At 59.8% G+C, this 24,753-nt stretch carries 28 protein-coding genes; 13 read left to right on the top strand and 15 right to left on the bottom strand.

The genetic code is table 11. The annotated features are described in order from the left end of the window. The first annotated feature begins 96 nt into the window (after nt 1–96). Nucleotides 97–948 carry a haloacid dehalogenase type II gene (locus A9404_RS03580; protein ID WP_197490421.1) on the top strand — a complete coding sequence of 284 codons (852 nt, stop codon included), beginning with the start codon at nt 97–99 and terminating at the stop codon, nt 946–948. Between the two features lie 14 nt (nt 949–962). Here A9404_RS03580 and katG read toward each other — a convergent pair whose 3' ends face one another. From katG to A9404_RS03565, 3 genes are all read right to left on the bottom strand, one after another. After that, nucleotides 963–3,146, bottom strand: coding sequence for a catalase/peroxidase HPI (gene katG, locus A9404_RS03575; RefSeq protein ID WP_066098741.1), 2,184 nt, complete (start codon nt 3,144–3,146; stop codon nt 963–965). A 196-nt stretch (nt 3,147–3,342) separates the two neighbouring features. Then, on the bottom strand, nt 3,343–3,822 hold the full coding sequence (locus tag A9404_RS03570) for a hypothetical protein (protein ID WP_066098739.1): 480 nt from the start codon (nt 3,820–3,822) through the stop codon (nt 3,343–3,345). Nucleotides 3,823–4,017: 195 nt separating this feature from the next. Beyond that, nucleotides 4,018–4,572: an NUDIX hydrolase gene (locus tag A9404_RS03565; protein ID WP_066098737.1), complete on the bottom strand. Its 555-nt coding sequence runs from the start codon at nt 4,570–4,572 to the stop codon at nt 4,018–4,020. A 148-nt stretch (nt 4,573–4,720) separates the two neighbouring features. Between A9404_RS03565 and A9404_RS03560 the strand changes: the two genes are divergently transcribed. Then, entirely contained in the window at nt 4,721–5,230 is a 510-nt protein-coding gene (locus A9404_RS03560; RefSeq protein WP_197490420.1) for a GlcG/HbpS family heme-binding protein, read from the top strand. Nucleotides 5,231–5,373: 143 nt separating this feature from the next. On the opposite strand, the gene A9404_RS03555 is transcribed toward A9404_RS03560, so the two are convergent. The 9 genes from A9404_RS03555 to A9404_RS03515 all read right to left on the bottom strand — a co-directional run bounded on the left by A9404_RS03555 (nt 5,374) and on the right by A9404_RS03515 (nt 12,150). Further along, nucleotides 5,374–5,823, bottom strand: a complete 450-nt coding sequence (locus A9404_RS03555) for a DsrE family protein (RefSeq protein WP_066098735.1) — start codon at nt 5,821–5,823, stop codon at nt 5,374–5,376. A gap of 368 nt (nt 5,824–6,191) precedes the next feature. Next, entirely contained in the window at nt 6,192–6,422 is a 231-nt protein-coding gene (locus A9404_RS03550; protein WP_066098733.1) for a hypothetical protein, read from the bottom strand. A 242-nt stretch (nt 6,423–6,664) separates the two neighbouring features. Further along, entirely contained in the window at nt 6,665–8,434 is a 1,770-nt protein-coding gene (locus A9404_RS03545) for a bifunctional protein-serine/threonine kinase/phosphatase (RefSeq protein WP_066098732.1), read from the bottom strand. 172 nt (nt 8,435–8,606) lie between these two features. Then, a complete protein-coding gene (locus tag A9404_RS03540; protein ID WP_066098729.1) occupies nt 8,607–9,416 on the bottom strand; it encodes a formate/nitrite transporter family protein in 810 nt (269 codons plus the stop codon). A gap of 271 nt (nt 9,417–9,687) precedes the next feature. Next, on the bottom strand, nt 9,688–10,092 hold the full coding sequence (locus tag A9404_RS03535; protein ID WP_066098727.1) for a hypothetical protein: 405 nt from the start codon (nt 10,090–10,092) through the stop codon (nt 9,688–9,690). Nucleotides 10,093–10,135: 43 nt separating this feature from the next. Continuing rightward, nucleotides 10,136–10,375, bottom strand: a complete 240-nt coding sequence (locus tag A9404_RS03530) for a DUF6868 family protein (protein WP_156521220.1) — start codon at nt 10,373–10,375, stop codon at nt 10,136–10,138. A 78-nt stretch (nt 10,376–10,453) separates the two neighbouring features. Beyond that, entirely contained in the window at nt 10,454–10,732 is a 279-nt protein-coding gene (locus A9404_RS03525) for a hypothetical protein (protein ID WP_066098723.1), read from the bottom strand. Nucleotides 10,733–10,804: 72 nt separating this feature from the next. Continuing rightward, the gene (locus A9404_RS03520; protein ID WP_066098720.1) at nt 10,805–11,218 is read right to left on the bottom strand and encodes a YidB family protein; all 414 of its coding nucleotides are present in this window, start codon (nt 11,216–11,218) and stop codon (nt 10,805–10,807) included. 314 nt (nt 11,219–11,532) lie between these two features. After that, entirely contained in the window at nt 11,533–12,150 is a 618-nt protein-coding gene (locus tag A9404_RS03515) for a GNAT family N-acetyltransferase (RefSeq protein WP_156521219.1), read from the bottom strand. A 171-nt stretch (nt 12,151–12,321) separates the two neighbouring features. Here A9404_RS03515 and A9404_RS03510 point away from each other — a divergent pair, with 171 nt between their 5' ends. After that, nucleotides 12,322–12,930 carry a superoxide dismutase gene (locus A9404_RS03510; protein ID WP_066098715.1) on the top strand — a complete coding sequence of 203 codons (609 nt, stop codon included), beginning with the start codon at nt 12,322–12,324 and terminating at the stop codon, nt 12,928–12,930. A 180-nt stretch (nt 12,931–13,110) separates the two neighbouring features. Here A9404_RS03510 and A9404_RS03505 read toward each other — a convergent pair whose 3' ends face one another. Together A9404_RS03505 and A9404_RS03500 are read right to left on the bottom strand one after the other, a co-directional pair. Continuing rightward, nucleotides 13,111–13,512, bottom strand: coding sequence for a GFA family protein (locus A9404_RS03505; protein ID WP_066098713.1), 402 nt, complete (start codon nt 13,510–13,512; stop codon nt 13,111–13,113). A gap of 14 nt (nt 13,513–13,526) precedes the next feature. Continuing rightward, complete coding sequence (locus tag A9404_RS03500; protein WP_066098711.1) at nt 13,527–14,111, bottom strand: NAD(P)H-dependent oxidoreductase; 585 nt, start codon at nt 14,109–14,111, stop codon at nt 13,527–13,529. An 84-nt stretch (nt 14,112–14,195) separates the two neighbouring features. Here A9404_RS03500 and A9404_RS03495 point away from each other — a divergent pair, with 84 nt between their 5' ends. Beyond that, a complete protein-coding gene (locus A9404_RS03495; protein ID WP_066098708.1) occupies nt 14,196–14,561 on the top strand; it encodes a winged helix-turn-helix transcriptional regulator in 366 nt (121 codons plus the stop codon). Between the two features lie 224 nt (nt 14,562–14,785). On the opposite strand, the gene A9404_RS03490 is transcribed toward A9404_RS03495, so the two are convergent. After that, the gene (locus A9404_RS03490; RefSeq protein ID WP_066098706.1) at nt 14,786–15,139 is read right to left on the bottom strand and encodes a hypothetical protein; all 354 of its coding nucleotides are present in this window, start codon (nt 15,137–15,139) and stop codon (nt 14,786–14,788) included. Nucleotides 15,140–15,283: 144 nt separating this feature from the next. Here A9404_RS03490 and leuS point away from each other — a divergent pair, with 144 nt between their 5' ends. The 9 genes from leuS to rng all read left to right on the top strand — a co-directional run bounded on the left by leuS (nt 15,284) and on the right by rng (nt 24,657). Then, nucleotides 15,284–17,743 carry a leucine--tRNA ligase gene (leuS, locus tag A9404_RS03485; protein WP_066098703.1) on the top strand — a complete coding sequence of 820 codons (2,460 nt, stop codon included), beginning with the start codon at nt 15,284–15,286 and terminating at the stop codon, nt 17,741–17,743. 4 nt (nt 17,744–17,747) lie between these two features. Further along, nucleotides 17,748–18,311, top strand: a complete 564-nt coding sequence (locus A9404_RS03480; RefSeq protein WP_066098701.1) for an LPS-assembly lipoprotein LptE — start codon at nt 17,748–17,750, stop codon at nt 18,309–18,311. Beyond that, entirely contained in the window at nt 18,308–19,309 is a 1,002-nt protein-coding gene (gene holA, locus A9404_RS03475) for a DNA polymerase III subunit delta (RefSeq protein ID WP_066098699.1), read from the top strand. The genes A9404_RS03480 and holA overlap by 4 nt, the downstream gene beginning before the upstream one ends. Before the next feature lie 56 nt (nt 19,310–19,365). After that, complete coding sequence (locus A9404_RS03470; RefSeq protein WP_066098697.1) at nt 19,366–20,637, top strand: glutamate-5-semialdehyde dehydrogenase; 1,272 nt, start codon at nt 19,366–19,368, stop codon at nt 20,635–20,637. Next, nucleotides 20,630–21,310 (top strand): nicotinate-nucleotide adenylyltransferase, encoded by a 681-nt coding sequence (gene nadD / locus A9404_RS03465; RefSeq protein ID WP_231880940.1) that lies wholly within the window; start codon nt 20,630–20,632, stop codon nt 21,308–21,310. Before A9404_RS03470 ends, nadD begins: the two co-directional genes overlap by 8 nt. A gap of 81 nt (nt 21,311–21,391) precedes the next feature. Then, the gene (gene rsfS, locus A9404_RS03460; protein WP_066098695.1) at nt 21,392–22,003 is read left to right on the top strand and encodes a ribosome silencing factor; all 612 of its coding nucleotides are present in this window, start codon (nt 21,392–21,394) and stop codon (nt 22,001–22,003) included. A 9-nt stretch (nt 22,004–22,012) separates the two neighbouring features. Continuing rightward, on the top strand, nt 22,013–22,483 hold the full coding sequence (rlmH, locus tag A9404_RS03455; RefSeq protein WP_066098693.1) for a 23S rRNA (pseudouridine(1915)-N(3))-methyltransferase RlmH: 471 nt from the start codon (nt 22,013–22,015) through the stop codon (nt 22,481–22,483). Nucleotides 22,484–22,526: 43 nt separating this feature from the next. Next, complete coding sequence (locus A9404_RS03450) at nt 22,527–23,162, top strand: Maf family protein (RefSeq protein WP_197490419.1); 636 nt, start codon at nt 22,527–22,529, stop codon at nt 23,160–23,162. Between the two features lie 4 nt (nt 23,163–23,166). After that, complete coding sequence (gene rng / locus A9404_RS03445) at nt 23,167–24,657, top strand: ribonuclease G (RefSeq protein ID WP_066098691.1); 1,491 nt, start codon at nt 23,167–23,169, stop codon at nt 24,655–24,657. The last annotated feature ends 96 nt before the right edge of the window (nt 24,658–24,753 follow it).

Genomic DNA, 24,753 nt, shown 5'->3' with positions numbered 1-24,753 from the left:
ATTTCCCCATGCCGGTTTTGGCTTTGGTTCGAGGAGCGGCTTGATCGCGCTTATCCGTCGATAACTTAATGTAATGAAGGAATATTTTTATGCCATATGTCGTCTTTGTCGTACAGGTGCGGACATGCGCCTGTCGATTCTTTGCACGGCCCGGTTCACTATTTCTATAAGGAGTCAGTCATGCTGCCATTCGATCGTCGCGCGTTTCTCAGTCTGGCCGCTGCAGGTATTGCGTCGGGCGTTTTAACCGCCATGCCGCTGGCGCAGGCCGGAGCAAACGCCAGAATCAAGGCTATAGCCTTCGATGCCTTCCCCGTTTTTGATCCCCGTCCCGTGTTTGCGCTGGCGGAACAGCTTTTTCCGGGCAAGGGCGCTGCATTGAGTAATGCCTGGCGTACTCGACAATTCGAATACCAGTGGTTGCGTGTCATCTACGGGCGTTATGTAAATTTCTGGCAAGCCACGGATGACGCTTTGGTTTTTGCGGCAGAACTACTGAATCTTGACCTGACGCCGGAGAAACGCAGCAAGCTGATGAATGCCTATCTGGAACTGAATGCCTGGTCCGATGCACCCCCGGCCTTGAGAGAACTGAAACGCATGGGATTTAAGCTGGCACTCTTATCCAATGCCACGCCCAAAATACTCGATGCGGGGATCAACAATGCGGGATTGATGGGGGTTTTCGATAAGGTGCTGAGCACGGATGCCATTCGCTCCTTCAAGCCTGATCCGCGTGCTTATCAGATGGCGATGGACGCCTTCAAGTTACCGCGCGAGGCAATCCTGTTCGTTGCCTTTGCCGGATGGGATGCGGCAGGGGCCAAATCGTTCGGGTACCCGACCTATTGGGTCAACCGTCTTGGCCTTCCTGCCGAGAAACTTGGGGCTTTGCCCGACGGAAGCGGGAAAACCCTTACCGATCTCGTGGCGTTCGTGAACGCGTGAGACGCCGCCACCAATCAGTTGAGATCGAACCGGTCCAGATTCATCACCTTGGTCCAGGCGGCGACGAAGTCCTGGACGAATTTCGTCTCGGCGTCCGCCGTCGCATAGACCTCGGCCAGCGCGCGCAGTTCGCTGTTCGAGCCGAACACGAGATCGACCCGCGTGGCCGTCCATTTCGCCTGTCCCGTGACGCGGTCGCGACCCTCGAAAAGATCCTCGTCGGATGAGGTCGCGTTCCAGACCGTGCGCATGTCCAGCAGGTTCACGAAGAAGTCGTTGGTCAGTGCTTCGGGACGATCGGTGAAGACGCCGTGGCGGGTTTGGCCGGTGTTGGCGTTCAAGGCGCGCAGGCCGCCGACGAGCACCGTCATTTCCGGCGGCGTGAGGGTCAGGAGCTGTGCCTTGTCGATCAGCAGTTCCTCGGCGGAGACGCTGTATTTCGCTTTCTGGAAGTTGCGGAAGCCGTCGGCGATCGGTTCCAGCACGTCGAAGGCCGCCACGTCGGTCTGTTCCTGCGTGGCGTCCATGCGTCCCGGTTCGAAGGGCACTCGGATGGCGTGTCCGGCCTTGCGGGCGGCTTCCTCGACGCCGGCGCAGCCGGCTAGCACGATGAGGTCGGCCAGCGATACGCGCTGGCCGCCGTCGTTGAAGTCGCGCTGGATGGCTTCGAGCGTGGCGAGTACCCGGGCCAGTCGTTCCGGTTGATTGGCCGGCCAATCCTTCTGCGGCGCGAGGCGAATGCGTGCGCCGTTGGCGCCGCCGCGCTTGTCGGAGCCCCGGAAGGTCGATGCCGAGGCCCAGGCCGTGGCGACGAGTTCCGAGACGCTCAGTCCGGCTCCGAGGATCCTGGCCTTGAGAGCGGCGATGTCGCCATCGTTGACGAGCGGGTGATCGACGGCCGGAATGGGATCCTGCCAGAGCAGATCCTCCTGCGGCACTTCGGGGCCGAGATAACGGGATTTCGGCCCCATGTCGCGGTGGGTCAGCTTGAACCATGCCCGGGCGAAGGCATCGGCGAATTCTTCGGGGTTCTCTCGGAAATGCTGGGCGATCGGACCGTAGATCGGGTCCATCCGCATCGACATGTCGGCCGTGGTCATGATGATGGGGCGTTTCTGCGACGGATCTTCCGCCGCGGGCGCCTGATTGCCGTCGGTGGTTTCCTTCGGCGTCCACTGCCAGGCGCCGGCGGGGCTTTTCGTCAGTTCCCACTCATTGTCGAACAGCATTTCCAGATACGTCATGTCCCACTGCGTCGGCGTGGGCGTCCAGGCGCCTTCGAGCCCGCTGCCGATCTGGTCGCCGCCCTTGCCGCTCTTGTAGCTGCTCAACCAGCCCAGACCCTGTTGCGCGATGGGGGCGGCTTCGGGTTCCGGCCCGACCAGCGCCGCGTCGCCCGCGCCATGGCATTTGCCGAAGGTGTGGCCGCCGGCGGTGAGGGCGACCGTTTCGTAATCGTTCATCGCCATCCGCGCGAAGGTTTCGCGGACGTCGCGACCGGAGGCGATCGGGTCGGGCTTGCCGTCCGGGCCTTCCGGGTTCACGTAGATCAGGCCCATCTGCACGGCGGCCAGGGGATCTTCGAGGTCGCGTTCGCCGCTGTACCGGCTTTTCGGTGTGTCGCTGGTTGCGAGCCATTCGTCCTCGTTGCCCCAGTAGACGTCCTTCTCCGGTTCCCAGATGTCTTCGCGTCCCCCGGCGAAACCGAAGGTCTTGAAGCCCATGGATTCGAGGGCGACGTTTCCGGTGAGGACGATCAGATCGGCCCAACTGATCTTCCGGCCGTATTTCTGCTTGATGGGCCAGAGCAGGCGCCGTGCCTTGTCGAGATTCACGTTGTCCGGCCAGCTGTTGAGCGGCGCGAATCGCTGGTTGCCGTGACCGGCGCCGCCGCGACCGTCGCCGGTGCGGTAGGTGCCCGCGCTGTGCCAGGCCATGCGGATGAAGAACGGACCGTAGTGGCCGTAATCGGCGGGCCACCAGTCCTGCGAATCGGTCATCAGTTCCCGCAGGTCCTTCTTCACCGCCGCGAGATCGAGGCTCTTGAATGCTGCTGCATAGTCGAAGTCCGTTCCCATGGGGTCGGATTTGGACGAATGCTGGCGCAGGATGTCCAGGTTGAGCCGATTGGGCCACCAGTCCTGATTGGACGTGCCGCCGCCGGCGGTGTGATGGAACGGGCATTTGCTTTCAGACATGACGTTACTCCTCACGGTTATCCGGGCGTGCCTCTTCGCGGGCCATACAGGTATAGCCCCTCAACCGGGGTGCAAGCCAATTGAATCTCTCTAACGGCCTGATTGTTTTTGGTAATTGCTGGCGTCTTCGCCGAATGGTTGCCCCGATTTCTGGGCCATGAGCGGGCATTGCTGGCGCCTGACGATCGGTCGGAGATCAGCGGATGGCCCAGTAGATTACCGGCAGCAGAATGCCGGCTCCGGCGCTGCCGATCAGGGGCAGAAGCATCAGGCCGGCCAGGGGTTCCCGCTTCCCGAGCCGCAGTGCGGTGACTGCCAGAACGATCAGCCAACCGAGGGCAGCCAGCAGTGCGGTGATTGGCAGGTCGTGATTCAGTGCCGCCGTGGCTGAAACCGGAAGCACCAGGGTCAGCGCGAAGAGGTTGCGCGTCATGGTGTCGTGGGGCGTGGAGATCGATGCGGCATAGCCAAAGGCCGCCCAGGACAGCAGGTAGGTGTAGGCCAGGGCGCCGATCTCGGAGGAGGTCGGGATGGACTGTACGCTGGCAGCGCCATCGGGCGGTGGGGTCTGCATCCCGAGCCAGAGCAGTAGTGCCGCGACGGCCAGGCTCAGCGGCATCCATAGGGCGAGCGCCTGACGATTGATATTGGGTTCCCGGCCGAAACGTTCACGCATATTCCTTCCTCCTGGCTACGGGCATTGATCAATTGGGTAATGCGCGCTTCAGTATGAATGGTGGTGGGTGGAGTCATCGGTCCCGTTATCCCGGTCCCTGATCGCTACGGCGGTTGGCCGAGAACCGATCTAACTTCTTGATGGGGACAGGGCAGTGCGTTTCAAGCGATCGGCTAGGGGATGATGCACGTCCGATCAGCCTGCGGTCGATGGCGACTCGCGATGTGCCCGGGCCCGATAGTACGAGGCGACGTGGTGCACATGGGTGAATTGTCCGCTGTGCATGGCCCGTTCGATTTCCGTTGGGGACATGAAGTGAAATTCGATGTCCTCCGATTCGTCCAGGGATTGCGCCTGCTGTACCGCGAGTTCCCGGGCGCGGAATAGATGGATCCGGCTCGTCTGTCTAAGTGGGCTCGCATACATCCAGCCGACATAGGTCCAGTCGTCCGCGACGTGGCCGGTTTCTTCGAGCAGTTCGCGGCGGGCGGCCACCAGCGGTTCTTCGCCCGAATCGATGATGCCGCCGGGCAGCTCTACGCAGACGTCGGCCACGGCATAGCGGTACTGGCGCACCACGAGGATTTCACCGGCCGCATTTTCCGCAAATATATGTACGAAATCCGGCTGGTGCATCACGTAGAACGGTTCGACGACATGCCCCGAGGGCGGTTCGCAGCGATCGGCAGTCAGATGCAGCCAACGGTCGTGGACGAGGGTGGTGGTGGCGAGTCTTTTCCAGGATTTCATCGGTACAGCCTAGGTGAGAAGCCCTCGGATAGGGAGAGGACTGAATTTTGTCCGCCCAGTATAGGGGCCGGGCGGCCTTCATGGCACCGTGGGGGGCGGATTGATCTGAACTGCGTAGTTGGGCAACTGCCTGTCGAGGAGAAACCCGATGAACATCAAGATGAACAGGGCCGTATTGGCCGCGGCATTTATCGGCGTATCCGCCGTGCGTGCCGAGGAAGCACCGGCAACCTGGTCCCAGAAGGTGATCGGTGACGCGGTCGCCCTCAAGGCTGCCGAAGCTGCCAAGACCGAGTGCGAGCAGCGCGGTTGGCCGGTGAGCGTCTTGGCGACGGATCTCTCCGGATTGCCAATCGTGCTGTTACGGAGTCGTTATGCCGGGTGGCATACCGTTGACGAGGCGACCGGCAAGGCACGTACAGCCGCCAGCTGGCGTCAACCGACCCGTGCCGTTGCCGCACGCGTCACCAAAGCGGATGCGCCGGAGAAGGGCATCCTGTCGATACCGGGTGTCGTCATGATCGGAGGGGGGCTGCCCATCGACGCATCGGGTCAGATGGTCGGCGCGATCGGCGTATCGGGCGCACCGGGTGGTGAAAATGATGACATCTGTGCCAAGGCGGGCCTCAGTGCCGTCGAGGCAGATCTGGCGTTCTAGCCTGGTCTGGACGGGCCTTTCGGCCTGCTGTCTTCAAGACTGTCGTCGGGGCATCCTGCCGAGTCGGTCTCGTTCCATGAGTGTCACCCGAGTAGCTGGTAAAAGCCAAGTCGCTCGATTGAACTGCGGTGCTTTGCCGTCGATCAGGGATGCATGTACGCCCAGCCCTGAAGTTGCCGATCGACGAGATAGGCGACGCCGGAGGGTACGATGTCCTTGGCATGCACGTCGTACAGATCCTTCTTGTAGTCGAGCTTGTTGGAAACCAGCGTGTTGTGGCAGACGCGGAACAGGACGCCGTCCAGTTTCAGTGTGTCGATGGTGGCCTGCAGATCCTGATCGGTCCGCGCGCGTTCCAGCAGATGAATGCCGCCGCCGTGGATCACGACCTCCAGATGCATGTTCTTGGGGCCACTGGCGTTGAGGTTGTTGCGCACATTGCGCAAGACCGCCTTTTCACGATCGAGATCCTTCTCGTCGATTTCATAGACCACGTGTTTCAGATGATGCCCCTTGATAGTGGCCTGTGCGGATGTGGTGGCAGCGATGGTGCCCAACCCGATCAGGCTGGCGAGGAAAGTACGACGTTTCATGAAATGCTCCTTGGTGACTAAATAGCGGCGCACATAGTTAGCTAATTACCACAACCTGAGAAATTCGAATTTCCATGGCGCATATCAGGCCGTCTTATTTTTGAATATCAGCAAATAGTGAAATAGATCCGTTCCATGGATGTGCATCGGGCTTGTCGCCAGGGACATGCGGGGGAAGTCATCGCATATGGGAGGGATCGGACGTTGCCAAATGCTGGGATTGCGTGTGTTGGCGTTATGTCGGGCACCGGATGGCGCTATGGGCTCGGTATCCGGAGATCGCAGTGCCGTGGGTGAACCGGGTCGCCCAGACCTCGGCATGGGGGCGACTCGGTGGCAGTGGCCGGATGGCTGCCTGGTGTCTTGGACTAAGTTCGGCTCATTGTGTGGCGCGCCATCTGATTGATGACCGCCTGACGCAATGTCGTGGTGTCCTTGAAGGTCTTTCCCACAACCAACTCGGAGTTGGGTCGTTTGCCCTTGATGACTTCCAGGTCATGCAGAATGATGCCCTGACGGGATCCTTCGACATGGGCGATGACCGTGTTGTTGCTGTCCATTCTGATTAACATCCGGTTGAACTTTTTGTTCGTTTCCATAAAAGACTCCTTTCATGCTGCGGGGTCGGGATGACCTGTGTTGAGCGATCGGTGGATCGCTCAAGATAGGTTGCCGTTTCGGCAGAGCACTGGGCGATCTGGCACCGCACGAAAACTGAGCATGGCACAGGGGTATTCGTCTGTCCATGAGTCGACAATAAAATTAATTCTTTGTTATCCAAGAGAAATTATGGATATATGCATTTTAAATGCCTGTTTATGATTAACGGGATATTGGTTAGTCAGACGACATATTTGATGAGCAGAATGGCCACGAGTGCGGCCAGGATCAAGGAGACGCCTTTCCAGAACAGGACCGGATTCCGCTCCATGAGTGGGGGGCGGGTCCGGATCAGGAAATTGCGGTTGGGGGTGCGTAGATCGTGCATGAATTCGGACAGCACTTCATAGCGTTCGAGCGGGTTGGGGTGCACGGCCTTGCGGATGGCTTCGTCGATCCAGAGCGGTACGGCCGGCGTATCGATTCGTAGCGACCGATATTTGAGTCGCCGCTGTGCCCCGCGCGTATTGGCACGTGCGGCTTGGGCGCCATAGGGTAGCTTGCCGCCGGAAAGCATTTCGTAGGCGATGACGCCGAGGGAGAAGATATCCGAGCGGGCCGTGCCGGGTTCTCCCAGCAGGTATTCCGGGGCGGCATATTGCACCTCACCCTGTAGGTGCGAATGGGCAATGGGGGAGGCGATCTCCTGAAGACCGGCCACGCTGGTGGTGCCGAAATCGATGATTTTCACGGTGCCGGTGCCATCGATTATGAAGTTCCCGGGCTTGAGATCGCGATGGACCATTTCCAGCCGGTGGAAAGCCTGAAGCCCTTTGGCGATTTGTTCGACGATGTCGCGGACGCTGTCCAGATTTGGTTTGGGGTGGTCGATCAGCCACTGCGCCAGCGTCTGGCCCTCGATGTATTCGGTGACGACGTACAGAGCGCTGCGCGGGCGATGGTGCGCGGCCGGCTTGAGTACATGGGCATTGTCGATGCGTCGGGCCACCCATTCGGCCATCAGGAAGCTTTCGAGATAGGCCTGGTCTTCCCGTAGATCCACAGCCGGGGTCTTGATCACGACCCGTTCGTCCGTTTCGGTATCCACGGCGAGATACACATGGCTGCGATGACTGTTGTGCAGTGCCCGGACGATCTGGTAACCGTCGAAGACGGTCCGGGGCTCCAGTTTCGGCGGTAGCGGCAGCTGAACCAGCTTCTGGAAGAACTCGTTTGCTTCCGGCGGGGGAAGGGCGTCGATCCGCACGATTTGCAGGGTGAGGTTGTCCGTGCTGCCATGGGCCAGCGCCTGTTCGACAAGGTTCTGAGCGACCGTGTCCAGGTTCCCATCCGGCTCGCCGGTCCTCTGTTCGTGCGATGAGTCGACCGCCTGCCGGATGGTCTGGACGATCGTTCTGGCGTCGAGATGCTCGTACACGCCATCGGTTGCCAGCACGAACACGTCACCCACCTCGGCCGGCAGCGACAGATAGTCGAATTTGAGCTGCGGATCGACACCCATGGCCTGACTCAGATAGCTTTTCTCCGCAGAGATCTGGATGCGATGGTCTTGCGTGAGCTGTTCGAGGTTATCGCCGTTGATGCGATAGATGCGCGTATCGCCGATGTGGAAGAGGTGCGCTGTCGTGGACTTGAGGATGAGTGCGCTCAGCGTGCAGACATAGCCTCGGTCCTTGTCGTAGCGGTGCGGGCTTTGTTGCGTCTGAGCATGCAGCCAGGCGTTGGTGGCGATCAGTACGCGCTCGGCCGAGGTTTTGACCGACCAGGCTTCGGACGTGCTGTAGTAATCGGCCAGAAAGCCGCGGACAGCAGCCTGACTGGCGATTTGGCTGACCTGACTGCTGCTGATGCCGTCTGCCAGCGCCAGGGCGATGCCCTTGGCACCGAGCAGCGGTTCCTTGGGGACAACGAGACCGTGAAAGTCCTGGTTGATGTCCTTGCGGCCCTTGTCGCTGTACTGTCCGGCCGATATTTTCAGTGTGTTCGACATATCCCTCGTCTATTTTTGCGGCCATTCGGGGATCTTCGATTGATATTGTCCCTGTCGAAACGATCCGTTCGGGACAACATTAATCGGAGGTTCCGGAAAAAGCCACGGCCTGATGCGCGTCAGGCCGTGGGTATCCTAGCGTTATCCTAGGGTGCGGAAAGCTGCGTCGGAATCAGATGTTGCGCTTGGGCAGGGTCAGCACGTGGGTGGAGTACAGGGTCAGGCCGGTCAGGGCGAGACCGCCGATCAGGTTGCCCAGTGCGGTCGGCAGTTCGTTCCACAGCAGGTAGTCCATGACGGTGAAGTGGCCGCCCATGATCAGCGCGGTCGGGAACAGGAACATGTTGACCACGGAGTGTTCGAAGCCCATCGCGAAGAACAGCATGATCGGCATCCACATGGCGATGACCTTGCCGCTCACGGAGGTGGAGATCATGGCGCCGACGACGCCCAGGGAAACCATCCAGTTGCAGAGCATGCCCCGAACGAAGATGGTGAGCCAGCCATTGGCGCCGTGTGCCTCGTAACCCAGTGTCCGGGCTTCCCCGATGCCGGCAAGTTTCGCCCCGACGGCATTGGGCGGGGTCGAGAAGCCGTAGGTGAACACGATGGCCATCATCAGCGCCACCGTGAGGGCGCCGGCGAAGTTGCCGACGAACACGAGCCCCCAGTTACGCAGTACCCCCCCGATGGTCACGCCGGGGCGTTTGTCGATCAGGGCCAGGGGCGTGAGGACGAATACCCCGGTCAGGAGGTCGAAACCCATCAGGTAGAGTATCGAGAAGCCAACGGGGAACAGGACCGCCCCGAGGATCGCCGAACCGGTCTGTACGGCAACCGTAACCGCGAAAGCGGCCGCCAGCGCGAGAATGGCGCCGGCCATGTAGGCCCGGATCAAGGTGTCGCGGGTCGACATGAATACTTTGGATTCCCCTGCGTCCACCATCTTGGTGACGAATTCTGACGGCGCTAGATATGCCATGGACTTTCCCTCTTCAGACGTTAATGACGTGCTTTATTAATAAGCATTAAACATGCATCTGTAATGCAGCAAAAAGCGCGCCAGCTATTGTGGTTTTGTGCAATGTCTTGATCGGGAAGGGAGAGAGGTTTGCGTCGGGTGGTTCAATCGATTCGACCGTGGGGGCAATCGCACCAATCGAGTGCTCCGATTCACTATTAAGCGACATCAAATCCGGAGGCTGAAAAAGGTTATTGCGGCGACCTGTGATCAGTGCGCAGTGGTTGTGGAGTCATCGGCGCGGCAGCGTCACGGTCACCGTTCTGCCACCATAGCCGTACCGTTGATCACGGGCCTGAATGATCACCCGGTGTATGTCCGGGGGAATGTGTACGCCGAACATGTCCCGCGTGAAGGGTTGCTCGTCGGCATGGTCGTGCCAGAGTTTTCGTGTCCCAAGTACCGTGCCGTGTTCGTCGAGTGCACGGATGCCGTCGGCATAACGTGCCGGGGTGTCGTACGGCGAGGAAATCGTGACATCGAAATCGAAGCGGTCGTTACCGCGCTCGTGGGTCTGCACGGATACCACATCGGGGAATTTCTGTTCGGCCTGGGCCGGGTTGATGAGCAGTACCGCAAGTGCGGCCATGACCAGGGCGAATATTCGCGCAGGCGGATGAGTTTTGCCGGTAAGCATGAACGGCCTCCCAGAGATCGGTTGGTTGGTCATACGGATCTGATCAGTGCCCCATCAGCCGCAAAGCAAGATAGGGGACGAGATTGAATACGACGATCAAGAGCTTGTACTTGCCAAGAAAACCGAGGTAGATACCCGGTAGTGCTTCCTCGGGAACCTGGAAAATTCGGGCATGGATGGTCATGATCCTTTTTCTGGCCAACGACAACATGAGAAACGCCACGAACAGCAAGACCGTGTTGATCAAGGTGCACCACCCCAGAAAGGTGGTCAGTTCAGTCATGGACATGGTCACCGTTGCCTCTGACAGCCGCCAAGGGGTTCATTCAAGGGATTCATTCAAGGGCTTCATTCAAGGGCTTCATTGAACGGTTGGTTCTGAGCGTTCGTGTTTGTCGGCATCCTGACGCTGATTGGCCGTCTTGGCAATTCGGACGATCTGCAGGATCAAGGGCAGTGTCAGAAGAAATCCGATGGCCATCCAGGCCGGCCCATCGAACGCGAACCGAAAATTTGCAGGAACGACTGTCGTTTCGGGGTGGTAGAGGAGGTAGGCACCCAGAGCGAATAATCCCGTGCCAAGGAAATCGAGCAGGATGACCCAGATCGGGAAGGGCAGGTGACGGGGCGGCGTATTCATGGGCTGATCCTTGATGTGCAGCGAATATCTTCCTTGCGCTTGCGCGGGCCCGCGACAGGGCATGCGGCGTGGTTAGCGGCCTAGGCGACCCAACAGAGCAAGACCCTGAGCGAGCATGTCGCTATCGGGCATTTGACCGTTCGGACTGAGCTTGTCGACCACCTGGGGGAGTGCACCGGCAACCGCGTCGGATGCCTCGTCGACCGATAGGCCCAACTTGCGGGCAACACGCTGCATTTGAGCGTTGCCGAGTACGGAAAGCAGCTGGCAGCCGGAGATCGGAAGATTCTCCCCGTCGCCAACCCAGGATGCGATGATGTTGCCGAGTCCATGCTGCTGAAACGCGTCCACCAGTCCCGAAATACCGCCGATCTCCGGATTGGCGAGCAGGGCGGTGATCGTGTCGAACATGGTGGTTGTGCCGGCGTTTCCCTGTCCGGAAAGCGCGTTGGCGGCTTGGTTCGCGATGCTGTCGAATAGTCCCATTGCTTGCTCCTGTTCGTTTCGGGCCTGGTTATGCCCGTGGGATCGGTTCCTATGTTGTTTCGTTATTGTCTTGTTTTTGTCTGTCTGCACAGTGCGCGGCAGGTGGTTGCAACACGCGTAAACAACCGGGAAATCCCTGAGTATCTTGTTGTCCGAATTCCTGACCGACGTCTACTTTCTAACATCGTTGGCCGATCAATACCAGTATTTATGTGTGGGAATATATTTCTCATGCTATTGATTTGCATGAGTAAATATCTTTGGTCGTGGTTGGGTTTTCGGTCTGTGGGGTGAGATCGGGCGGTTGGTCTGTGTCAGGTAATCGCGCTCATGTCCTGGTGGGCGGTGGTTTGGGCGCCTGATGATTTGGAGGGAGTCGAGGCGGATTTTTCCATGATCAGGATGCCGAGATCCGGCGCGATCGGTTCGCCCACATCGGCCGAATGGGGAAAGGCCCGGGTCTCCCCGGTGGGGGCATAGCCCTGCCGCTGGTAGAAGGCGATCAGTTCGGGCCGAGCCGAAATCACCTGCAAGACGTACGTTTCGGCGCCGAAGAAGGTGTGCGCGTATTTTTCGGCGTGAGCCAGCATCTGTTTGCCCAAGCCCAAGCCCTGACGCTTCGGATGGACGGCCAGCATGCCGATGTGACTGGATGCTCCGGTCTTCTCCACCAGGGCACAGGCTACGATTTCCGAGCTGGCAAGACCGACGAGGATCACGGCGTCCGGGCGGTTCAGCAACTGCGTGATATGGCCGATATGCGTGCGTTTTCCGGTCACCAGATGGGCTTCGTGGGTCCAGCCCGCTTCGCCGGTTTGAGGCCGGTAGGCCCCGTTGACGAGGTTTGCCAGCACGTCGGCATCGGATTTGCGGGCGATGCGGAAGGTGTCGATAACCATATGGAACCCCCGGGTTTCTTGAACGTTTGACAAGAAGGGAAACTCCGCGAATATACACCGAAACCCTGCCCGGTAAAGCGGGCAAGTGCAGTGTTGCCCTTCGTATCGCTTCTGAAAGGGAAGCAGGGATGTGCTATAAATTCAGCCGACGTGTTCAAACGTTGTTTTGATCCCCCGAAAACCCGAATTCAAGGAGTACGAGATATGGCTTTCCAACTGCCGGAACTGAGCTACGACTATGGCGCACTGGATAAATCCATCGATGCGCAGACCATGGAGATTCACTACTCGAAGCACCATGGCGCTTATGTGACCAACTGCAACAACGCCATTGCCGGTACCGAATGGGACGACAAGCCCATCGAGGACATCATGGCCAACGTCTCCAAGCTGACGCCTGCCGTCCGCAACAACGGCGGCGGTCACTTCAACCACACCCTGTTCTGGTCCATCCTGTCGCCCAACGGCGGTGGCGAGCCGACGGGCGCGCTGGCGGATGACATCGCGAGCACCTTCGGTTCCTTCTCCGCATTCCGCGATCAGGTGAATACCGCCGGCGCTACCCGCTTCGGTTCCGGTTGGGCCTGGCTCGTCGTGACCCCGGAAGGCAAGTTGGCCGTCTGCTCCACCCCGAACCAGGACAACCCGGTCATGGATATCGCGGAAGTGAAGGGCACTCCGATCCTGGGCATCGACGTGTGGGAACACGCCTACTACCTGCGTTACCAGAACCGCCGTCCGGATTACCTCAAGGCGATCTGGGACGTCATCAGCTGGGATGCCGTCGCGCAGCGCTACGCCGACGCCAAGTAATCCTGACATTCGTCCCGTTCTCGGGACGGAAGTGACGAATGCGAAAGCCCCGCAATTAGTAAGCGGGGCTTTCCTATTCGTGGACATTCGGTGTTGTTAAATAAATCCTTTTATATCAGTTTCCTATGTGATTTTATAAACTCATCATTACCAAAGGTTTCATGCTGCCTAGTGAGCTATTCACTTCTTCGGTAGGGCGTCGTCGATATTCATGACGCGTTCGTTGTAGTAAAAGTGCGCGGTTGGGCGGAGTTCCTCCGGAACGACAAACTCGTTGCACTTGCGGATCAATAGTTGCGAAACCAAGCGCCAACCCATCACATTGGTGTTGTAGAGCGTCTCACCACAGAGGCGGCAAAACACACGCGTCATTTCGCGGTCCGGACGCTTATATTCCACCAACATGTCTTCGCCCGCCTTGATCACAACTTGATCCCTGTCCCAGGCCGTAATGGAGTGATAGGGAACATCCAGCAACATGCGACAGTCTTCACAATGGCAATAGGCTTGGACGTTCGGCATGCCCGTCATTTCCATTTTCACCGCGCCACAATCGCAGTGAACCTGATAGCTGTTGGTCATTGTAAGCCCCTATATCAGAAGTGGCGATGAAGATGTTCAAGGAAGCGTTCTAAGTCCGCTTTGATGGTCGGATTCTTCATCACGTCATAGCAGGCGAAAGTGGTTAGGGACTCCATCCCGAAGAACCGAAAATTCATATGCATTGGGAAAAACAAATCATCCACCGACTTGCCCTGAAACAAATACTCGTTTGGATCATTGAAAGCCTCGGCTGGTGCATTGAAAGTCAGTGACAACATGTAACGCTTACCCTGCAGCGTGCCGCCAGCGCCGTAGTTTTTCTTTGGTGCCTCACTCGTGCGGCCATCTCCGTTGCATAACTGCCCCGCCATTCCTGCGGTGTAGATCTCGTCCATGTATTTTTTGAAGGGCCAGGGGACGCCCATCCAGTTGACCGGTGACTGCAAGATAATCACATCTGCCCACTGATGCTTTTCGAGTTCGGCTTCAATCTCATAACCATCCTTCATGGTCGTGGTTTTGATGCTGTGTCCCTTCGAGATCAGATGCTCGATAGCAAGCTCTACCAGCGTTTGGTTAAGGCGGCCTTCGGCGAAGGGGTAATACTCATGAGCATTGATGATCAAGAAATTGGACATGGTTGTGCTCCCCTAGTAACGGTAAACCGTTGGATATGGTGTTAGGCTAGGGAACCATAGTCAATCAGTATACTTTTAGTAACCATGATTCATGAAAAGCCCAAAATTACTGTGCAGGACAGTGGACGCAAGACCGTCATCAATACTTGTACAGAACCATGCCCCATAGAACGTGGGATGCGAGTCATCGGTGGCAAGTGGAAGGGTTCCATCCTCTGGCACTTGCAGGAGGGACCGGTGCGTTTTAACGATCTAGCACGACAGCTTGGCGGAGCGAGCAAGAAGATGGTGAACCAGCGGCTGAAAGAAATGGAGGATATCGGCTTGATAGAACGCAAGGTACTGAGTACGCGGCCAATTGCCGTTGCCTATGGGATAACCGACTTCGGACGTTCTACCCTGAGGGTGCTCGAACAACTCAAAGACTGGGCTGAACAGAACAATCTCTGATGTTACTGTTTGGCCCCAACGCAACTAATGACCGCGCCTGGGTTGACGAGACGTTGATGCACAGGGGCTTCAAGTAACTCGTTGTCATTGTGCAGCCCTCCGTAGGTTTCTCGGTGACCTGCATCACACACGAACAAAACAAGGGACATCGAACAGACACGACTCGTGCAATCAAAAAGCCCCGCAGTTGCGGGGCTTTTTCGTTATGGACTCAGGGCGAATTCTTACTTGTGATGTCGATCCGCGGTTTCCTCGCGCATGGCGGCCAGTTCGACATCGGTCTTGTCGGCGATGGAAAGCAGCTTGACGGCCAGATCCTGTTCGATCTTGCGCCATTCTCGGGTGAATTCCTCCCGATCCTGACGCAGGGTGGTTCGTGCGGCGGCAATGTCGATGCGCAAATTGTCGACGAGATCCGGATGGTATTCGTGCGGCGCCAGTTCGTGGGGGGTTTCGTCGATGATCGCATCGGTCGACCGAGCGTCGTCGTCCAGCAGATGGCTGTAGATCTTGGCCAGCCACTGGTAGTAGGCGTCGCGCAGGTTGCCGTGCTCTGTGGTCTTCTGTTCGGTGTTCATTGATCTGCTTTCTCCGACGTGAACAAGTGGCCGACAGCATACACCGTGGCCTGGTTTTTGTGGGGAGCGGGGCGCATTAATTGCCGGCTTCGGGTATTCTTAACGGCCCTTTGAACTATAGAACCCGAATCCGAAAGCGACATCATGCACGAGCAATATCAACCGGCCCAGATCGAAGACCAAGCCCAGAGCCTGTGGGCAGCGGAGGGCGTGTTCCGCGCCGTGGAAGACCCGACCCGGGAAAAGTTCTATTGCCTGTCGATGTTTCCGTACCCCTCCGGCCGTCTGCACATGGGCCATGTGCGCAATTACACGATCGGTGACGTGATCGCCCGCTACCAGCGGATGCGGGGCAAGAACGTGCTGCAACCCATGGGCTGGGATGCGTTCGGTCTGCCGGCGGAAAATGCGGCGCTGAAGAACGGCGAGGCACCGGCCCGCTGGACTTTCGACAATATCGATTACATGCGCGGCCAGTTGCAGCGGCTCGGGTTCGGTTACGACTGGCAGCGCGAGTTGGCGACCTGCACGCCCCAATACTATCGCTGGGAGCAGTGGCTGTTCACGCGTCTGGTGCGCAAAGGGCTTGCTTATAAGAAGACCTCGACCGTGAACTGGGATCCGGTGGACATGACCGTGCTGGCCAACGAGCAGGTCATCGACGGCCGCGGCTGGCGCTCCGGCGCGTTGGTGGAACGCCGGGAGATTCCCCAGTGGTTCATTCGCATCACCGACTATGCCGATCAGTTGATTGACGATCTGGCCCAGCTGGAAGGCTGGCCGGAGCAGGTGCGTACCATGCAGACCAATTGGATCGGCCGCTCGCGCGGGCTCCAGGTGGACTTCGCCCTGGCCGACGGTTCGGCCCTGACCGTATTCACCACGCGCCCGGACACGCTGTTCGGCGTGTCGTATCTTGCCGTGGCGGCCGAGCATCCCCTGGCCAAGCAGGCTGCCGAATCCAATCCCGAGATCGCCGCCTATATCGAACGCTGCCGCCATCACAAGGTGGCCGAGGCGGAAATGGCGACCATGGAGAAGGAAGGCGTGCCGTTGGGCATCACCGTCACGCATCCGTTGACCGGTACCCAGATTCCCGTCTGGTCGGCCAATTTCGTGCTGATGGAATACGGTACCGGCGCCGTGATGGCCGTACCCGCACATGACGAACGGGATCACGCCTTCGCCCTGCAATACGGCCTGCCGATCAACCCGGTCATTCAGGGGGATGTGGCCGATCATGACTATGCGGCATCGGCCATGACCGCCAAGGGCACGCTGGTCGATTCCGGCGCCTATACGGGCCTTTCCAGCGAGGCGGCCTTCGATCGCATGGCCGAGGATCTCGCCGCGCAGGGCAGGGGACAGGTGCAGATCAACTACCGTCTGCGGGACTGGGGCGTTTCCCGTCAGCGTTACTGGGGCTGTCCGATTCCGATCATCAACTGCCCGCATTGCGGCGCGGTGCCCGTGCCGGACGAACAACTGCCGGTCGAATTGCCGACGGATGTCGTGATGAATGGGCCGCAGTCGCCCATCAAGCAGATGCGTGCATTCATCGACACGACCTGCCCCGAGTGCGGCGGGCCGGCCGAGCGGGAAACCGACACCTTCGATACCTTCTTCGAATCGAGCTGGTATTACGCGCGCTACGCCAGTGCCGATGCCGGCGAGGCGATGCTCGACGAGCGCGCCGCCTACTGGCTGCCGGTCGACCAATACGTGGGCGGGGTCGAGCACGCGGTGCTCCACCTGCTGTACGCGCGCTTCTTCCATAAGTTGATGCGCGACGAGGGCCTGTTGCCCAAGGACATGGCCGAGCCGTTCACCCGCTTGCTGACCCAGGGCATGGTCAACAAGGACGGCAGCAAGATGTCCAAGTCCAAGGGCAACACGGTCGATCCGCAACCCTTGATCGAGGAATACGGTGCCGATACGGTACGCCTGTTCATGATGTTCGCCGCCCCGCCGGATCAGGGCCTGGAATGGTCCGATGCCGGTGTCGACGGCGCGCATCGTTTCCTTAAGCGCTTGTGGAAGCAGGTCTATGAGCGCCAGGAAGCCGGCCTCGATTTCCGGGCTCCGCTCGATGCGGCGGCCCTGAGCGATGCGGGCAAGGCATTGCGCCGCAAGCTGCACGAGACGATCGCCCGGGTAACGGACGATATCGAGAAGCGACAGACCTTCAATACGGTGGTGGCGGCGAATATGGAATTGTTCAATGAAGTCAGTCGGTTCGAGTCGGCTGTTTCAGCGGATTCTGCGGTCGTGGCCGAGTCTTTGCAGGGCATGGTGCGCATGTTGTCGCCGATCGTGCCGCATATCTGCCATGCTCTGTGGCCGCAGGTCGGCGGTGCGGGTCTCGTGATCGACGCGCCGTGGCCAGCCGTCGACGAGGCGGCCCTGGTCCGTGACGAAATCGAACTCGTGGTGCAGGTCAACGGTAAATTGCGCGGCCGAATCACGGTGCCGGCTTCCGCAGACAAGGCCACGCTCGAGGCGGCGGCACTGGCGAACCCGGACGTACAGCGGTTCCTGGAGGGGCAGTCGCTGCGCAAGGTCATCGTCGTGCCGGGTCGACTGGTCAATATCGTGGCTGGGTAATGATGTGAATTATTTCATTGGGTTGCGGGCGGTATTTCGGAAAGGGATCATTCTGTCGATCCTTGTTACGTTCCTCGGCGCATCGGCGGGTTGCGGCTATCACCTCCGGGGTGTGACCGAACTCGATCCGGCCTACGCCAAGGTGTACGTGCAGGGCATGTCCACCGACGATCCCGTCTATCGGGAATTGCGTCAACTGTTTCTGAATACGCATAGCGCGCTGGTCGAAAATCCGATCGGCGCCACGGCGACCTTGGTGATCGACGGCAATGATGTGGAGCAACGCGTGGCTGTCGTGACGCCACAGGCGACGGTGCAGCAATACGAACTCTACCAGCGAATCGACTACCACATCGTCTATGCCGACGGCAGCGAAACGCCGGAACGGCATATCAGCCAGGCGCGCAACTACAACTACGATCCCACCGGCGTACTGGCTTCCACCAGCAACGAGGCGCAGATTCGTCAGGAGTTGGCGAACACCCTGGCGCGTTTGCTGTTCTATCGTCTGAACGCGCCTGTACCTGTTTCCTCCCTGATCGAACCGGGTGACAAGCCCCGTCGATGAACGTACGTCCTGAACAGCTCGAATCCGCTTTGAACAAGCGTCTAGACGCGTTGTACGTTCTGGTGGGCGACGATTGGCTGCAGGTGGACGAGGCACGTGATGCGATTCGTGCGGCTACCCGTCGTGCCGGCGTCGATGAGCGAATCCGTGTCGAGGCGGAAGCCCGTTACGATTGGAACGCCCTCCAGCATCTCGGAGCCAGCCGCTCCCTGTTCGCCGAGCGTCGGCTGATCGATCTTCGGCTGCCCACGGGGAAGCCGGGCAAGGAGGGTGGGGAGTTCCTGCGCAAACTCGCCGATCAGGTGGCAGAAGGTTCGGACGATATCTGGATGATCAGTCTGCCCAAGCTGGATCTTGCTACCCAGAAGACGGCCTGGTTTTCACGGCTCTCTGCCGCCGGGACGACAATTACCTTCTGGCCGATCGGCCTGCGCGACCTGCCGGGCTGGATTGCGCAACGGGGCCGCAAACTCGGCTTGCAGGTCGATGCTGATGCCGCGCAACTGATCGCGGAGCGCGTCGAGGGGAATCTGCTGGCGGCGCGGCAGGAGCTCGACAAGTTGGCACTGTTGAAGCCTGAAGGCGTCATCACGCCGGACTATCTGATGGAAACCGTGGCCGATCAGTCGCGATTCAACACCTTCGATCTCGGCGATGCGCTGCTGGCCGGCGATCGTGGGCGGGCGGTCCACCTGCTGCAACGTTTGCGCGCGGAAGGCGTGGATGCCATTCTGGTGCTCTGGGTACTGACGCGGGAGTTGCGTCTGCTGATCAGCTGCAGCGAGGATCCCGCCGCCGTCGAGCGCTTGCGCGTCCCGCGCAATCGTCAGCCGGCCTACGCACGAGCCGCCCGTCGGCGGGGCCCCGATTTCTGGATGCGGTTGCTGGGTCGGTGCGCGGAGATCGATCGGTCCATCAAGGGCGTGGGACCGGGCGACCCCTGGCAGATGCTGGATCGCGTGGTACTGGCGGGCTGTGTGGCTTCGCCGGCTCGCTAATGATTTCCCGATTTTAAGTATATAATTCAACAAATTGATTTTCCCTGGATTTGTCCATGATTGAGCAAGACAAGATCGAACCGTTGATGACGCAGATGGGGCGCGATGCGCGTCGTGCTGCCCGTCGTCTCTCCGGCGTGACGACTGCCGACAAGAACCGTGCGTTGAGCGCGATTGCCGATGCACTGCTCGCCGCTGAACCCGAGCTGCTGGCCGCCAATGCCCGTGACGTTGCCGAGGCCCGCGAGCGAGGCCTGGATGCGGCGATGATCGACCGCCTGATCCTGACGCCCAAAGGTGTCGCGCAGATGGCCGAAGGCGTCCGGCAGATCGTCGCCCTGCCGGATCCGGTTGGCGAAATCACCAACATGGTCTACCGCCCCAGTGGTATTCAGGTCGGCCAGATGCGCGTGCCACTCGGCGTGATCGGGATCATTTACGAATCCCGTCCCAACGTGACCATCGATGCCGCGGCCCTGTGCCTCAAGTCCGGCAATGCCACGATTCTCCGGGGCGGATCGGAAGTGGCCGCCACGAATCAGGCATTGGCGACCTGCATTCGCCGCGGTCTTGAGACGGGCGGGTTGCCGGCGGATGCCGTGCAGATCGTGCCGACGACCGATCGTGCCGCCGTTTCCGTCATGCTCGGACTCCATCAATACATCGACGTCATCATTCCACGCGGTGGCAAGGGCCTCGTGTCGCTGGTCACGGAGCAGGCACGCATGCCGGTGATCAAGCATCTGGACGGTGTCTGCCACGTTTATGTCGATGCCGAGGCGGATCTGACCAAGGCCGTGGCGGTGGCCGTGAATGCCAAGACCCATCGGTATGGCGTCTGCAATGCCATGGAGACCTTGCTCGTTCATGCGTCTGTGGCGGAAGCCTTCCTGACCGCCGCCGCGCCCGCCTACCAGGCCGCCGGCGTCGAACTGCGCGGTTGCGCACGCACGCAGCAGATTCTTGGCGGACAGGTTGTGGCCGCGACGGAAGCCGACTGGTTTGCCGAGTTCCTCGCGCCGATTCTTGCCGTGCGGGTCGTCGACGATCTCGACGCGGCCATCGAGCATATCGAGACGCATGGTTCGCACCATACGGACAGCATCGTTACAGAGAATCTGGGCACGGCGCGCCGTTTCCTGCGTGAAGTCGATTCGGCCTCGGTCATGGTGAATGCCTCCACCCGGTTTGCCGATGGCTTCGAATATGGTCTGGGTGCCGAGATCGGTATTTCCACGGACAAGATCCACGCCCGCGGTCCCGTGGGGTTGCTGGGTCTGACCAGTCAGAAATTCATCGTGTTGGGTGACGGCCATATCCGTGCCTGAGTCCCACGAAGGGACGGCGCCGCGCCCGCTGCTCGGCATTCTGGGCGGGACCTTCGACCCGATTCATCTGGGGCATCTGCGTTTGGCCGAAGAAGTCCGGGAGGCCCTGTCCCTCGATCGGGTGCATTTCGTGCCTGCTGCCGTGCCGCCGCATCGTCCCCAGCCCGCGCTGTCCGCCGAAGTGCGCCTTGAGCTCGTGCGGGCCGCCGTCGCGGAAAATCCGCAGTTCGTGCTGGACGATCGAGAACTGCGGCGTCAGGGTGCTTCCTACACCATCGATACGCTCCAGGATTTTCATGCCACGCATCCCGACCATCACCGGGTACTGATCCTGGGCATGGATGCCTTCAATGGCCTGAAGCAGTGGCATCGCTGGTCGGAATTGCTGGAATGGGCGCACATTGCCGTGGCGACCCGGCCCGGTGCCCCACTGGCCGATGCGGCCGCGCAACTCCTGGATGACCACGCCTTGCCCTTGGAACAGTTCCGCAGGCAGCGGGGGGGCGGGATCATCCGGATCGAAATCACGCGTCTGGATATATCCGCAACGGCGATCCGCGCAGCTCTGGATGCCGGGCGCTCCGTGCGCTATCTCGTGCCTGAATGTTTGCTAAATCCCCTGAATCGGCATTATTCTGCCCCCAAGAAATCCCAATACAAGAAACCCCGATAAATGACGTCCTGAAGGCAGGGGCGTCGACCCTTCAAGCCCAATGTACCAATCGCCCTTGGATCAACCGAAAAAAGTTATCGCATGAATTCCGAACAAAACGCCCCGGCACACGCCAACTCCCCGTCCTCTGAGCCCCTGTCTGCAGAAGCCCTCGCCCAGGTGGCGGTTGCTGCACTTGAAGACATGAAGGGCGTGGACATTCGTCTTCTGGATGTGCGTGGGCAGTGCAACTTTGCCGACTTCATGGTCTTTTCTTCGGGGACATCCGATCGCCATCTGAAATCCCAGGCCAACAACGTGGTCGAGGCTGTCAAGGCGCGAGGCGTCCGGCCCATGGGGGTCGAGGGAGATCAGACGCCCAATACCGAATGGGTGCTGGTCGATCTGGTCGACGTGGTGGTGCACATCATGCTGCCTGAAACACGGGACCACTATCAGCTGGAGAAACTGTGGTCCGCCCACAGCAGCTCGGGTGCCAAGGTTGCCGCTGCCGGTTCGTCTGCCTATGCCAGTGCGCTGGAGAAAATCCGGGGCGGCGACGTGGTGGCCGACGAGACGGATGCGGAGCGTGCGCGCGAATTTCTCGAAACCGACTGGGATGCCGATATCGACGATGATGCGTGGGAAGACTCGGATTTTGCCGATGACGACGGCGATGACGTCGTGGATACGGACACCCCCCACCGCGTCTGATCGCCGGTCGTGAAGATCCACCTCGTCAGCGTCGGAACACGGCTGCCGAACTGGGCCGAATCGGGTACCAACGAGTATCTGAAACGGATGCCCCCGGCCTGTCCGGTTCAGTTGCACGAGGTTGCCGCCGTGCCGCGCAGCAAGTCGACGGCGACGGAGCGGGCGAAGGCCGAGGAGTGCGCTCGGATCGAGGCGCAGATTCCCAAGAATGCCTGGCGTATCGTTTGCGACGAGCGGGGAAAGTCGTGGTCGACGGCAGCCCTGTCGTCGCAATTGGCCGAATGGATGCAGTCGGGACGTGATGTCGCGATCGTGGTGGGCGGTGCGGATGGCTTGACCGACGAGTTGCGGCGGAGTGCGGATCGACTCTGGCAACTCTCCGAGTTGACCTTGCCTCATCCCCTGGTGCGTGTTCTGTTGGCCGAACAGCTGTATCGCGCCTGGTCCCTGCTGAACAATCATCCTTATCATCGCGAATGAATCCGCACTGCTGCGCCGGGATGCGCCAAGGAGTCCTGCAGACATGAGCCCGGCCATGCCGAATCTGTTTCTGGCGTCCAGTTCGCCGCGTCGGGCACAATTGCTCGAGGCGATGGGGTTCGATTTTTCCGTCCTTCCATCCTCCGCCAGTAGCGTCGACGAAACGCCGTTCATGGACGAGACCCCCGGCGCCCATGTGGCGCGGCTGGCCCGCGCAAAGGCCGAACGCGCCTTGAGCTGGCCGATGTGTCCGCCCCAGGCGGTCGTACTTTCCGGCGACACCGTCGTCACCCACGCGGGCCGCATCCTGGGCAAGCCGCGGGACGCGACGGATGCCTGTCGAATGCTGGTCGATCTGAGTGGGACTACCCATCACGTGCTCACCGCCATTGCCGTGGCGGATCGAGCGCATTGTGCCGTCCAAACGGTTCGGACAACGGTGGAACTGATGCCCCTGAGCGCGGAAACGATTGCCGATTACGTCGCCTCGGGCGAACCGCTCGACAAGGCCGGGGCCTATGCGCTGCAGGGCCTTGCCGCGCAGTTCGTCGTACGGATCGAGGGCTCCTGGGGGGCGGTCGTCGGTCTGCCCCAACACGAGGCGGCTGCCATGCTCGGTGAATTCGGGCTTCTGCCACGATGGCGCACGGAACAAATTTCAATCGAGCGGAGCCGATAACGGTATGAGTGAAGAGATTCTGATCAACGTCACGCCCCAGGAGACGCGAATCGCCTATATCGAAAACGGGGTGCTGCAGGAAATCAACATCGAACGTGCCCGTTCGCGCGGCATGGTCGGCAATATCTATCAGGGCCGGGTAAGCCGCGTCCTGCCGGGGATGGAGGCGGCCTTCGTCGACATTGGCCTTGAACGTGCCGCGTTCCTGCATGTCTCGGACATCGAGCTGAAGCCCGAGGAGAAGGAAACCGGCGTCGAGTCCCGGCCGCGGATGATCTACGACCTGCTGCGTAGTGGTCAGAACCTGATGGTCCAGGTCATCAAGGATCCGCTGGGTTCGAAGGGCGCGCGACTCACCACGGAAATCACGATCCCCTCGCGATATCTCGTGTATGTGCCGAACGGGCGGAATATCGGGGTGTCCAGCCGGATCGAGGATGTCGCCGAGCGAGAACGTCTGAAGGGCATCATGAACGAGTTCATGGCCGAATCCCGCAGTGACGAGTCCGATGCCGAAATCGGCGGATTCATTCTGCGGACGGCAGCCGAAGGGGCCGATGCCAAATCCCTGCGCCAGGACTTCGATTTCCTGCGGCGACTGTGGCGTGGCGTGCAGGACCGCCAACTGGACGAATCCGGCGTCGGATTGATTCTGGAAGACCTGCCGATCGCGCTGCGCGCGCTCCGGGACGTGCTGGGCGGCTCCGTGGAAAAGATCCGGATCGACTCTCGGGAAACTTACCACCGCGCGATGCAGTTCGCGCAGGAAATGGTGCCCGACATTCTGCCGATGATCGAGCATTACCCCGGCGAGCGACCGTTGTTCGACCTGCACAGCATCGAACAGGAAATCGCCAGCGCGCTCGACCGACGCGTTCCCCTGAAGTCCGGTGGCTACATCATCATCGATCAGACCGAGGCGATGACGACCATCGACATCAATACGGGCGGTTACGTGGGTTCGAAGAACCTTGAGGAAACCATCTTCAAGACCAACCTGGAGGCGGCGAGCGCGATCGCCCGTCAACTGCGGTTGCGCAATCTCGGCGGCATCATCATCATCGATTTCATCGATATGATCGAGCCGGAGCACCGGCAGATCGTGCATGAAACCCTGAAACGGGCACTGGAGAACGATCACGCCCGGACCAAGGTCTGCGAGGTATCCGGTCTGGGGCTCGTGGAGATGACCCGCAAGCGGACGCGAGAATCGCTGGAACACATTCTCTGCGAGGTGTGCCCGACCTGTGGCGGTCGCGGCACCGTGAAAACGGCGGAAACCATCTGCTACGAAATATTTCGTGAGGTCACGCGCGAGGCACGGCAGTACAATGCGAAGCAGATGCTCGTGATTGCCGCCTCGGCGGTTGTGGATCGCCTGCGGGAGGAAGATTCAACCTCGCTGGCCGAACTGCAGGAATTCATTGGCGTACCGTTGAAGCTCCAGGCGGATGTGCATTACCTCCCCGAGCAATACGATATCGTGCTGATGTAGCCATCACCGGGGCAGGGCGTTCCGTTGCCGTAGTTACGGACAGGCCAGGGGACATGGTCTGTTGCCGAGTGGGTATGATTTGACAAGGTAAATGTC

The organism is Halothiobacillus diazotrophicus, assembly GCF_001663815.1.
Lineage (GTDB): Bacteria > Pseudomonadota > Gammaproteobacteria > Halothiobacillales > Halothiobacillaceae > Halothiobacillus > Halothiobacillus diazotrophicus.
Note: the sequence above shows the minus strand (reverse complement) of the source record. Positions and strands in the feature narration are given on the sequence as shown.

Bases quoted from the DNA above. Each gene is read 5' to 3' on its own strand.
- A9404_RS03580 (WP_197490421.1), top strand. From the start codon at position 97: ATGTCGTCTTTGTCGTACAGGTGCGGACATGCGCCTGTCGATTCTTTG.
- katG (WP_066098741.1), bottom strand. From the start codon at position 3,146: ATGTCTGAAAGCAAATGCCCGTTCCATCACACCGCCGGCGGCGGCACG.
- A9404_RS03570 (WP_066098739.1), bottom strand. From the start codon at position 3,822: ATGCGTGAACGTTTCGGCCGGGAACCCAATATCAATCGTCAGGCGCTC.
- A9404_RS03565 (WP_066098737.1), bottom strand. From the start codon at position 4,572: ATGAAATCCTGGAAAAGACTCGCCACCACCACCCTCGTCCACGACCGT.
- A9404_RS03560 (WP_197490420.1), top strand. From the start codon at position 4,721: ATGAACATCAAGATGAACAGGGCCGTATTGGCCGCGGCATTTATCGGC.
- A9404_RS03555 (WP_066098735.1), bottom strand. From the start codon at position 5,823: ATGAAACGTCGTACTTTCCTCGCCAGCCTGATCGGGTTGGGCACCATC.
- A9404_RS03550 (WP_066098733.1), bottom strand. From the start codon at position 6,422: ATGGAAACGAACAAAAAGTTCAACCGGATGTTAATCAGAATGGACAGC.
- A9404_RS03545 (WP_066098732.1), bottom strand. From the start codon at position 8,434: ATGTCGAACACACTGAAAATATCGGCCGGACAGTACAGCGACAAGGGC.
- A9404_RS03540 (WP_066098729.1), bottom strand. From the start codon at position 9,416: ATGGCATATCTAGCGCCGTCAGAATTCGTCACCAAGATGGTGGACGCA.
- A9404_RS03535 (WP_066098727.1), bottom strand. From the start codon at position 10,092: ATGCTTACCGGCAAAACTCATCCGCCTGCGCGAATATTCGCCCTGGTC.
- A9404_RS03530 (WP_156521220.1), bottom strand. From the start codon at position 10,375: ATGACTGAACTGACCACCTTTCTGGGGTGGTGCACCTTGATCAACACG.
- A9404_RS03525 (WP_066098723.1), bottom strand. From the start codon at position 10,732: ATGAATACGCCGCCCCGTCACCTGCCCTTCCCGATCTGGGTCATCCTG.
- A9404_RS03520 (WP_066098720.1), bottom strand. From the start codon at position 11,218: ATGGGACTATTCGACAGCATCGCGAACCAAGCCGCCAACGCGCTTTCC.
- A9404_RS03510 (WP_066098715.1), top strand. From the start codon at position 12,322: ATGGCTTTCCAACTGCCGGAACTGAGCTACGACTATGGCGCACTGGAT.
- A9404_RS03505 (WP_066098713.1), bottom strand. From the start codon at position 13,512: ATGACCAACAGCTATCAGGTTCACTGCGATTGTGGCGCGGTGAAAATG.
- A9404_RS03500 (WP_066098711.1), bottom strand. From the start codon at position 14,111: ATGTCCAATTTCTTGATCATCAATGCTCATGAGTATTACCCCTTCGCC.
- A9404_RS03495 (WP_066098708.1), top strand. From the start codon at position 14,196: ATGATTCATGAAAAGCCCAAAATTACTGTGCAGGACAGTGGACGCAAG.
- A9404_RS03490 (WP_066098706.1), bottom strand. From the start codon at position 15,139: ATGAACACCGAACAGAAGACCACAGAGCACGGCAACCTGCGCGACGCC.
- leuS (WP_066098703.1), top strand. From the start codon at position 15,284: ATGCACGAGCAATATCAACCGGCCCAGATCGAAGACCAAGCCCAGAGC.
- holA (WP_066098699.1), top strand. From the start codon at position 18,308: ATGAACGTACGTCCTGAACAGCTCGAATCCGCTTTGAACAAGCGTCTA.
- A9404_RS03470 (WP_066098697.1), top strand. From the start codon at position 19,366: ATGATTGAGCAAGACAAGATCGAACCGTTGATGACGCAGATGGGGCGC.
- rsfS (WP_066098695.1), top strand. From the start codon at position 21,392: ATGAATTCCGAACAAAACGCCCCGGCACACGCCAACTCCCCGTCCTCT.
- A9404_RS03450 (WP_197490419.1), top strand. From the start codon at position 22,527: ATGAGCCCGGCCATGCCGAATCTGTTTCTGGCGTCCAGTTCGCCGCGT.
- rng (WP_066098691.1), top strand. From the start codon at position 23,167: ATGAGTGAAGAGATTCTGATCAACGTCACGCCCCAGGAGACGCGAATC.